The organism is Hyella patelloides LEGE 07179 (assembly GCF_900659865.1).
Classification (GTDB): domain Bacteria; phylum Cyanobacteriota; class Cyanobacteriia; order Cyanobacteriales; family Xenococcaceae; genus Hyella; species Hyella patelloides.
On sequence record NZ_LR214053.1, the window covers coordinates 1 to 8,802 of the forward strand.

At 39.9% G+C, this 8,802-nt stretch carries 11 protein-coding genes and 1 pseudogene; 5 read left to right on the plus strand and 7 right to left on the minus strand.

Annotated elements, in window-relative coordinates; translation table 11 throughout:
• Window positions 1-225: 225 nt before the first annotated feature.
• Window positions 226-729, minus strand: a complete 504-nt coding sequence (locus tag H1P_RS38580) for a hypothetical protein (RefSeq protein ID WP_246141982.1) — start codon at window positions 727-729, stop codon at window positions 226-228.
• Window positions 701-1,276, minus strand: coding sequence for a metal-dependent hydrolase (locus H1P_RS38585; protein ID WP_246141983.1), 576 nt, complete (start codon window positions 1,274-1,276; stop codon window positions 701-703). The genes H1P_RS38580 and H1P_RS38585 overlap by 29 nt, the downstream gene beginning before the upstream one ends.
• A 235-nt stretch (window positions 1,277-1,511) precedes the next feature.
• Here H1P_RS38585 and H1P_RS28080 point away from each other — a divergent pair, with 235 nt between their 5' ends.
• Window positions 1,512-2,456, plus strand: a complete 945-nt coding sequence (locus tag H1P_RS28080) for a DUF6694 family lipoprotein (RefSeq protein WP_342799619.1) — start codon at window positions 1,512-1,514, stop codon at window positions 2,454-2,456.
• Here H1P_RS28080 and H1P_RS28085 read toward each other — a convergent pair.
• Window positions 2,445-3,080: a hypothetical protein gene (locus H1P_RS28085; RefSeq protein ID WP_246141984.1), complete on the minus strand. Its 636-nt coding sequence runs from the start codon at window positions 3,078-3,080 to the stop codon at window positions 2,445-2,447. The two genes, H1P_RS28080 and H1P_RS28085, sit on opposite strands and share 12 nt — an antisense overlap.
• 19 nt (window positions 3,081-3,099) lie before the next feature.
• Here H1P_RS28085 and H1P_RS36640 point away from each other — a divergent pair, with 19 nt between their 5' ends.
• Window positions 3,100-3,246, plus strand: coding sequence for a hypothetical protein (locus H1P_RS36640; RefSeq protein WP_186376187.1), 147 nt, complete (start codon window positions 3,100-3,102; stop codon window positions 3,244-3,246).
• Between the two features lies 1 nt (window position 3,247).
• Here the strand turns inward: H1P_RS36640 and H1P_RS28090 are convergent, their stop codons facing one another.
• Complete coding sequence (locus H1P_RS28090; protein ID WP_144873961.1) at window positions 3,248-3,829, minus strand: hypothetical protein; 582 nt, start codon at window positions 3,827-3,829, stop codon at window positions 3,248-3,250.
• Window positions 3,830-4,347: 518 nt separating this feature from the next.
• On the opposite strand from H1P_RS28090, the gene H1P_RS28095 reads away from it, so the two are divergent.
• Window positions 4,348-4,998: an AAA family ATPase gene (locus H1P_RS28095; RefSeq protein WP_144873963.1), complete on the plus strand. Its 651-nt coding sequence runs from the start codon at window positions 4,348-4,350 to the stop codon at window positions 4,996-4,998.
• Window positions 4,995-5,330 carry a hypothetical protein gene (locus H1P_RS28100; RefSeq protein ID WP_144873965.1) on the plus strand — a complete coding sequence of 112 codons (336 nt, stop codon included), beginning with the start codon at window positions 4,995-4,997 and terminating at the stop codon, window positions 5,328-5,330. The genes H1P_RS28095 and H1P_RS28100 overlap by 4 nt, the downstream gene beginning before the upstream one ends.
• 371 nt (window positions 5,331-5,701) lie before the next feature.
• Here H1P_RS28100 and H1P_RS28105 read toward each other — a convergent pair whose 3' ends face one another.
• From H1P_RS28105 to psb34, 3 genes are all read right to left on the minus strand, one after another.
• Window positions 5,702-6,043, minus strand: a complete 342-nt coding sequence (locus tag H1P_RS28105; RefSeq protein ID WP_144873967.1) for a hypothetical protein — start codon at window positions 6,041-6,043, stop codon at window positions 5,702-5,704.
• 355 nt (window positions 6,044-6,398) lie between these two features.
• Complete coding sequence (pgr5, locus tag H1P_RS28110) at window positions 6,399-6,596, minus strand: cyclic electron transport protein PGR5 (RefSeq protein WP_144873969.1); 198 nt, start codon at window positions 6,594-6,596, stop codon at window positions 6,399-6,401.
• Window positions 6,597-6,679: 83 nt separating this feature from the next.
• Window positions 6,680-6,850: a photosystem II assembly protein Psb34 gene (gene psb34, locus H1P_RS28115; RefSeq protein WP_144871329.1), complete on the minus strand. Its 171-nt coding sequence runs from the start codon at window positions 6,848-6,850 to the stop codon at window positions 6,680-6,682.
• Window positions 6,851-7,019: 169 nt separating this feature from the next.
• On the opposite strand from psb34, the pseudogene recD2 reads away from it, so the two are divergent.
• Window positions 7,020-8,678 (plus strand): annotated as a pseudogene (gene recD2 / locus H1P_RS28120) (SF1B family DNA helicase RecD2); the annotation flags it as partial.
• Window positions 8,679-8,802 lie beyond the last annotated feature (124 nt).

Genomic DNA, 8,802 nt, shown 5'->3' on the forward strand with positions numbered 1-8,802 from the left:
TTATTCTGTCAAAAAATGGAGTTGAAGGAAGAGCAAAACTCTTTGATGGTTCAGAATTCAAAGTTGTTCTGCCTTTTGACCCTAGCTATGCTATTGATATTTTGGCAAAGAATAATGTTTTGATAGGAAAAGATAACTAAGTCATTTATTGAACGTGAGTCCGATTTAAGCTTGAGAAACAATTAAAAAACATTCAATACTCATCTTTTTGCTAAAAACTAGGTTTTAGGAAATAATTTTAATTTCAATATTACCAATAGCATACTGATCGCGAAGTAAAGCGATCGCTGTATCAATCGGACAGTAAAAAAGTTTCAGGTTGCTCCCACTCAAAGCAGCCGTAGCCATCTGGTTAGGCTCAATGGGAATCTTCACATCTTCGGGGAAATCTACCGTTAGTTCTCCACTCAAGTATATATTTGGACTTCTTTGGACTTCTTTTAACTTCTCCAAAGCCTCAATAGGACTTTCATCATTAAAGGTCAGATTCCTAATCTCAGTAGTAGCAGCTTCCCCGACGGTAGTAGTAACTTTGCTAGTAATTATCTGCTCTCCAGTTTTATAAACACCTTGACCATTAGTAACGATAAACTCTTTACCTTCATTACCCAAGATTAAATACTTACCATCTACAGAAGTGCGATCGCTTGCCCAATAACCTTTAATCTCTGCATAAACCTTATTAGTTGCTGCATTTTGGTTATAAACCTGAACGATACCATCTCTCAAACCGAGATTTTGCGAGACTTTCTGGGATATTCCGCCACCATTGGCTAGATAAATTCCAAAGATTAACAGGGCGATCACGAAGTGGCAGGCTTCGCCTGATCGCAGTACCTAAAACCCACAATTCACCAGCACCACCAGTTTTAAGCCTCCGCCGAGGATTACTTACACTAATTGCCCAGGCAGGATCGGGATAGAAAAGCTGAACACCTTGTTTGGTAAAGGTATCGGAGAAACAGGATAAAAGATGCCCTAGAGGAAGAGCGATCGCTAACTTTAAATCCATATCCCCTAGTAAAAAACACACCAAAAAACTAACCGCAGTAATGCAAGCTGTAGCTAGTAATGAGTGAGTAATTGTTCTGTGTGGATAATTATCCTCAATCCACGAACTGATAGGAAAGAAGATTTTACCAATGGTGCTAGTAGTTGTATCTATATCTGGAAGCTGTGAACCAATAATTGATAGTCCCAGAAGTAGAGGATCGGCTGTTCCAAGGATTAGGGAAGTTCCAGCAGATGCGATCGCACAGTGCGTAATACTCATCATGAGCGGTAATTGGTCATCGGTGGTCAATTACCAGTCTTGAATCATTGTTGTGAACTGTCAGTAATTTGGCTCACTAACAGCATAATTAAGCACCTATCGCGGTGGAGCTTTGGAATAACTGCGGTATAAAAATTTTAGGGAAAGAACTGCCAAAGAAGAGATAGCATTATGAATAAGCGTATTAAACTGCAACAGCCAGACTAATCAATAGTCAGAAGCCTTTGAGGAAAAATCGATGCGAAGAACGATAACTTCACTAATTCTTATAACTTCGCTTCTTGTAAGCTGTGGTAAGCCAAGGATCGACACCTCATCAAAAGACTCAATGAAGTCCTCAATAGAGAAAGTTCGCCAATCCCTTCCAGAAGACAAAAGAGGAGAATTCGAGCGGGCATTGCAAATTATTATGTTCAGTCAAATGAAAGACATTTATACCTCAAAAATGCCGTTACCAATCTACCCAGAGCAACAGATAATAGAGATAGTCGATGGAAAAACTGGTCTGGAAATAATAGCGTCTGCTGAAGATGTCAAAAGAAAACTACTAGAGGAGCAAAAGAAGCATATTCGTCAAGAGATTAAAGAATTAGAAGCTAAAAAAGCATCTGCTGAAAATGACAAACTTCAGTTGGCTAAATTCAAAGTTGTTCGAGCGCGTTTTTACAAACAAAAACGACCATACCGCGATCGCGAGGAAGAATTAATTATTGAATTGACCATGAAAAATGGAACAACTCAACCCGTATCGGGAGGTTATTTTGTTGGGACATTGTCTCAACCCGATCGGTCAGTACCTTGGCTACAAGAGTCATTTAGTTATTCAATTCCTGGTGGTTTAGAACCCGAAGAAGAAGTTAATTTGCGTTTAGCTCCAAGATACTTAAGCGAACGGAGCATAGCAGAAGTTCCTCAAGATGCCGTTTTTGCTGTTGAAGCAAAACAACTTAATGGAGCTAACAAAGAGCCACTATTTTCGGCGTGCAAATTTACTCAAAAAGATGAAACAAAATTAAAAGAACTGAAAGAAAGTTTACGCCATGAACAAATAATCAGAAACGTACAGTATGATTACGATACATTACTAAATCGACATAGATTAGGTCAATATATAGATAGGTGTCCAGAAGACTTTAGTTACAGATACCACCGTGGTAATTTAAAAGTCGAATTACTGCCCTAACCTCTTCCTCGCACCTCTAACACTACCCAACTGCTTCAGTGCCATACCAGCAACTAAACAAACACCACCAGTAATATACAATCCTTTGTTACCAGTTCCCATACCGACGAACCTAACAATCCCAAAAGCCATCAGTGCAGCAATAATTATGGGCATTATCACCACATATTGAGTGTGTTCTGGTTTGTCCTGCTTCAGCCCCAGTTTCTCATTCTTGATAATCTTACGGGCTAACATGGGGTTTCTCCCAGCTAGTGGTTGCAGTTCTGCCAGACGAGATTTACTAATCTGTAATCCCTGTCTCTGGGCTTCAGCTTCCATTACTTCTCGGATTTTGCGATCGCTTGGTAACTCCAATTCAATCTCTAGCATCTCCAGAAAGATATCTTTACTAGGATTAGCCACAGCAAAACACACCACAGATACACCAGCAGACATCATGTCTTCTAACCAATAACGGATCGAGGTAGTTAACCGTTTGGCTTCGGGCAGAATTAAGAGGGTATTGTCGCCAGCATTCATCATAATCTCTTCTTTGAGAACATCAACAGTTAGAGCTTTACCGTCGTCATTCTCGGTCGGACAGCCCAATTGATAAGCGATCGCTACAAAGAACTTTTTCAAACTGCCCTTATATGTAGCAATGGCACATTCCAACTCGCCAGACATCTCATCATGGAGAGCCTGGGCAAAATCACCTTTACCCGTACCTGCTTCACCGAGAACGATTACAGAATTACCAGCAGCGAACGCATTACATACCTTGTTAAAGGTATCGTCATTTTGGTAATTTACCCTTGAGCCTGTGCCTTTTGGTTGCGGTGTTGGGCTAGAAGCTGAGTCGCGATGTCTGCTGGTGTGAACTTTGGGTTGGCTACCTCACGGGCGATCTCGCAGAGCTCCGCTACGCGGTGCGCTACTTTTTCTCTCAAATCTTCTGGTAAATCATCCTCACTCATGCGGTTAGCGATTTCTTGTTTGATCAGATCGGGCATTGCCATGTTACGAGCAGCTAGTTCTGCTGCATCTCTCATCAAGCGATCTAAGTTAATGTTTGCCGTAGGTTCTTCTTTTTCAACATAGATATTATCTTCACTTTTATTATTATTGGAAACTATTTCGTTACTGTCATCAACTCTGACGATTGAACTATTATCAAAACCGTTACGTCTTCCTGTTTCACTAACGTGATTTCTTAAAGCTCTAATAGAGTTTGCTTGCTCTATGGAGAGATAACATTTATTCTCAGAATCCTTCTCTGGCTTGATATCTAGATAGTTTAAGTCTTTGTAATAGGCATCTTTTTTAATACCTAGTTCCTCCATAAGCTCTTCGGGACGGATGCAATTATCGGGTAGCGAATTCTGTGTCATAGTAGCGAAATTGTCATAAAAAATTTTCTTCTTGTATTACATAATATGGAAACTTAAAATAAATTTTTATGATCTAAATCACAAGAATCGCTACCGAACCCCAGAAATACCCCAGAAACGTCATCTTTAATTCTGCACCTCTACAAACTACCGAGAATCATGTTTACTTCATTCATAGAGATAGCAGGGATATTTTGAGACACGGACTAGAGTTTGCTGTGAGTAGAACCATTACTGTGTAAGGGTTTAAGAGAATCTAATTATTGTGAGAGTTTTTGCAGTTTATACAGGTACTTTTGCTATCGCTGTGGGTGCTTCGTTACTGATTTGATGGAACATTTGAGACAAAAGTTACGGCAATATTTGATTACTAATAACATTTGAGACAAAAGTTACGGCAATATTTGATTACTTAATTAAATGAGTAATGCAGCTTTTAAATAATTATTTAAGTATTAATTTAAGAAAACAATGCAATAATGCAGTAAGTAATGCAGTAATGCGCGTAAATGCTGTTCATGGGACAGGTTATATCGTTAGTCAATCAAAAGGGTGGAGTATCCAAATCAACTACCTCGGTTCACTTATGCTATTGGCTAATTAAGAAGAAGAAACGAAAGACATTATTAATCGATGTCGATACTCAATGCTCTAGTTCTAAGTGGGTTGAAGAGATGGAAGAGGTCAAAATTCCCATGTTAGTAATCCAGTCTCCCGACGATTTACTAGAGCAAATACCAGAACTCACGGCAGATTATGATTATTTAGTTGTGGATGGCCCTGCTAGTTTATCCGAATCCACCAGAGCAATTTTATTTCGTTCCGATTTAGCAGTAATACCCGTTCAGCCTAGTGGTGTGGATTTACGTTCTGCTTCCGATACGGTGCGCTTGGTCAAACAAGCTCAATCAGTTAGAAATGGCTCACCAATTGCCGTTCTATTTCTCAGTCGGGCAGTTAAGGGAACGAATTTAAAAAAAGAAGCGATCGCACTATTGAGTAAAAATCCCTCGGCAACTCTACTCTCTACAGTGATTCATCAAAAACAAGCGATCGCCGATACTTCGGGTCAATCAGAAACGGTCTGGAATTTACCAGGTTTTGCAGCATCGGAATCAGCAGCCGAGTACGAAGAGTTATTCAAAGAGATTTTAGAACTATTGCCATGAATAGAAGAAAGCGTAAACCTCTCGATGATGCCTTAGCAGACGACTTTGTTTATGGTGAAAATAAAACAGATGAATCACCAGAGATAGATAACCAACCACCAACACCAAAAGAAGTTGAACCAGATTTAGTAACCGCCGATAAGAAAAGTAAGGAGTCGAGCCTGATGGATAAGTTACAAGTTAAATCCAAAGAAGCTACTAAAAGATTTACCGTCGATCTGGCTGAATCGATGCACCGTAAATTATCTATCCTGGCTGCTAAAACTGGCAGAAGTAAAGCTGATATCGTGCGGTTGCTACTGGATGACGCACTTAAAGATGTAGAAGAGTAATTGAGTAATGCAGCAAGTAATTAAGTAATGCAGTACTTAATGCAGTAAGTAATTAAATTTTTGAACATAAGATAGAACATCACTATGACTCAAACTCTTCAATCTTATCGAGACGGATTACCGTTTCATCGCTCAACCTGCACCAATCCGCACCCTCAGCAGCATAAAGAGCGACATTAATTAAGAACTAAAAAGATAATGGTACTGTTAGTTTTATCTGATAAATACCGCTACTATCCGATATGACGGGCAGAAAGACAGATAATGTCACGCTTGGTTGATATTCGTATACGAACACGAACTTTATGAGAAGATTAGTGCGATTGCTCTTTACCAATTCAATGCCAAAATTCATCATCTGACCCGATATCTTAGTTGTTATTTATCTTACGTAGTTGAGAGTTGACGTGATTGAGATAAGCTCGGTCGTTGATGGTTTCTGGAGCGAGTCTGCCAGAAGCAATTGCACCATTGACTAAATCTTGAGCCGTGACTCTCCCTTTGTGAACTGCTCGATTGAAAGCACCATTACTGGGAATCCCTTGTTCGGTCAAAAAACCTTGATAACTACGATTCACTAAATCGACAGGGCTAATTTCGACAATGTTGTTAGTGGAATTAGAATTAACCGCAGCTACTTCTGAGGCAAATGCAGGGGCAGTAACTAGAGAGAGAGTCAAAGCTGATAAACTTACGAATAATGAGCGTTTCATGGGTTGTTTCTCCTTTTTTTAAGTAAATTAATCTTTTCCGTTTCCTGTTATTAATTAGAATCGCTGACCCTAATGAGAAGGTTCTGACAGTAATCTAAGAGTCGGCTAATAGAAAAGGTGAATTTCCCTTAGTTAAATCTGAGAAGGTAATGAGAGGTAACTGTGAGGATCATCTCAAACACGATCGATCTCTTGAAGCAGAAATAGACGCATTTCTTTGATGGTTTGACCACAACAAAAAACCTCGGCATATACACCAAGGTCGAGAGGAGAAATTTAATGTTGACGAGCGACCCCGCGTCGGCATCAGACGCTCTGGGTAGCGCGAGTCGTGACGAGAGAAAAGAAAAATACTTTAAGCGAGTAAACCTAGCTTTTTGCCATTGTCGCGAGCAGTTCTAATGAGGTTTTGTCTGGTGGTTCTTTCGATACCGAAAGAAGTGCAAACCGCCGTAATAACTTGAGAGTGCTTGGCAATTGCCCGACCGCGAATTTTATTAAATTTAGCTTTACCCAGATAGTTACGACTCAGAACGACGATTGGTGCAAACATGGTTATTTCCAGACCTCGATTAAAAGTTATTTAAAAGTTGTTGTTAATTAAAGTTGTTGTTGAAATCCGACTGTCTCTAGCGATTAGCTGACGACAAAAGAAACTAAAACTAATGCTGTAACGAATAATGCTGCTACTGCGCCTTGCTTTAGGTAACGTTTTTGCTCCCATACTGTGGGGTATTCTGCGTAGCTCATTTTAGGCTCGACAGCGTAATTATTGAGAGTTCCGTTATCTAGTTGAGTTGTATACATAGTAATTTTTCCTTGGATTTGTTTCTTCTATTCCGCTCTTATGTAAATTAATGTAACAAATATTTTGATTTTTGTAAATTAGTCTTGACAAATCAATATTTATGCTCTTTATAAGATTGGCTAATCAATACTGGTAAACTATTAGCCTAGTAACTAGAACAAGTGTTTCATGACTTCATCAAGTGTGACTGCGCCGTTATCATCTTTGACGGGAGTTATCGAAAGAATTACCTTTCATTCAGAAGAGTCGGGCTATACCGTAGCCAGGTTAAATACGGGCAATGTCAAGCAGTTGATTACTGTGGTGGGCAGTTTTGCCAATATTCAGGCGGGACAGACTTTACAGTTACAGGGAGTTTGGGCAGAACACCCAAGCTATGGTTCGCAGTTTCAAGTTGTTAAGTACAAAGAAACCAAGCCAGCGACATTAACAGGAATTGAGAAGTATTTGGGTAGTGGATTGATAAAAGGAGTAGGGCCAGTTACAGCCCATAGAATTGTCAAGCATTTTGGTTTGGAGACTTTAGAGATTATCGAGCATCAGATAGATCGTCTTATCGAAGTTCCAGGGATTGCCAAGAAGCGTATAGCGATGATTCAGAAAACCTGGGCAGAACAAAAGTCAATTAAAGAGGTGATGATTTTTCTTTCAGGACATGGTGTCTCGACTACCTATGCGGTGAAGATATACAAGCAGTATGGAGAAGCAGCTATTGCTACCGTAACAACTAATCCTTATCAATTAGCTATAGATATTTTTGGTATTGGCTTTTTAACGGCAGATAAAATAGCTCGTAATGTGGGTGTTGCTCCTGATTCTCAGTTTCGCTACAAAGCGGGTATTATTCACGTGTTGGATAAAGCTTCGGAAGACGGTCACTGTTACCTTCCAGAAAGTAAGATAATTCCTATGAGTCGTGAATTGTTAACTATTAAGGAAAAACAAAATGAGAACGAAACGAGTACGGAGAGAGGGGAAAACATAGAACATGAAGCTGATGAAAGAGCTATTGTTAGCATCCTCTCGGAAATGGTGCAGTTAGAAGAATTAATCAAAGATACTGATGATGAACTAATTTATTACAAGCCCAGTTTCTTTTACAGCGAACAACATTTAGCCAAATTGTTACTACAGAAATTAGAAAGTAGTTTAGGTGTGGAGGAAGATAGGGTAAAGAGTTGGATTAATCGATATACTGCATCGCGAAAAATCGAACTATCCCCCCAGCAATATGTAGCAGTAGTTAAAGCAGCTTCAGAGAAATTGATGATTCTTACTGGGGGCCCTGGTACGGGAAAAACTTTTTCAGTTCATACTATAGTCAAGCTGTGGAAAGCTATGGGGCGCAAGATTGCCTGTGCAGCACCTACTGGTAGAGCAGCTAAAAGATTGAGTGAGATGACGGGAATTGAAGCCAAAACCATTCACAGACTGCTTGAATTCGACCCCAGAGAAATGGGTTTTAAACGAGATTTAGATAATCCTCTAGAATGCAGCGCGATCGTCATAGATGAATCCAGCATGATGGATTTATTTCTGGCTCATGCCCTATTTAAAGCCATCCCGAAAGATTGTCAGGTGTTGCTGGTGGGAGATATCGATCAACTACCGAGTGTGGGTGCGGGTAATGTGCTCTCTGATTTAATTGCTTCTGAGAAAATTCCCGTGGTGCGTCTGACTCAAGTATTCCGTCAGGCTGCCGAGAGTGCCATTATCAGGACGGCACATCAAATCAATCGCGGTCAATATCCCCAAATCGAACCTATAAGCATGAAGGCTAATTCTGATTGTCTCTGGCATTCGGGAGGTACTGAGCCAGAACACGGCGGAAATAGAAGGTTCGTGTCACCAGACGCAACAAGATTAAATTTTTTATTTTTTACGCCATTTTTGAGCTTGAACGATAAGAAATGCAAATGTTAACTTTGCCTAGTTCGTCTCCTTTTAGGCA

Excerpts from the sequence above, each read along its gene's own strand:
- H1P_RS38585 (WP_246141983.1), bottom strand. The coding sequence starts at position 1,276 with ATGATGAGTATTACGCACTGTGCGATCGCATCTGCTGGAACTTCCCTA.
- H1P_RS28080 (WP_342799619.1), top strand. The coding sequence starts at position 1,512 with ATGCGAAGAACGATAACTTCACTAATTCTTATAACTTCGCTTCTTGTA.
- H1P_RS36640 (WP_186376187.1), top strand. The coding sequence starts at position 3,100 with ATGGCACATTCCAACTCGCCAGACATCTCATCATGGAGAGCCTGGGCA.
- H1P_RS28090 (WP_144873961.1), bottom strand. The coding sequence starts at position 3,829 with ATGACACAGAATTCGCTACCCGATAATTGCATCCGTCCCGAAGAGCTT.
- H1P_RS28095 (WP_144873963.1), top strand. The coding sequence starts at position 4,348 with ATGGGACAGGTTATATCGTTAGTCAATCAAAAGGGTGGAGTATCCAAA.
- H1P_RS28100 (WP_144873965.1), top strand. The coding sequence starts at position 4,995 with ATGAATAGAAGAAAGCGTAAACCTCTCGATGATGCCTTAGCAGACGAC.
- H1P_RS28105 (WP_144873967.1), bottom strand. The coding sequence starts at position 6,043 with ATGAAACGCTCATTATTCGTAAGTTTATCAGCTTTGACTCTCTCTCTA.
- pgr5 (WP_144873969.1), bottom strand. The coding sequence starts at position 6,596 with ATGTTTGCACCAATCGTCGTTCTGAGTCGTAACTATCTGGGTAAAGCT.
- psb34 (WP_144871329.1), bottom strand. The coding sequence starts at position 6,850 with ATGTATACAACTCAACTAGATAACGGAACTCTCAATAATTACGCTGTC.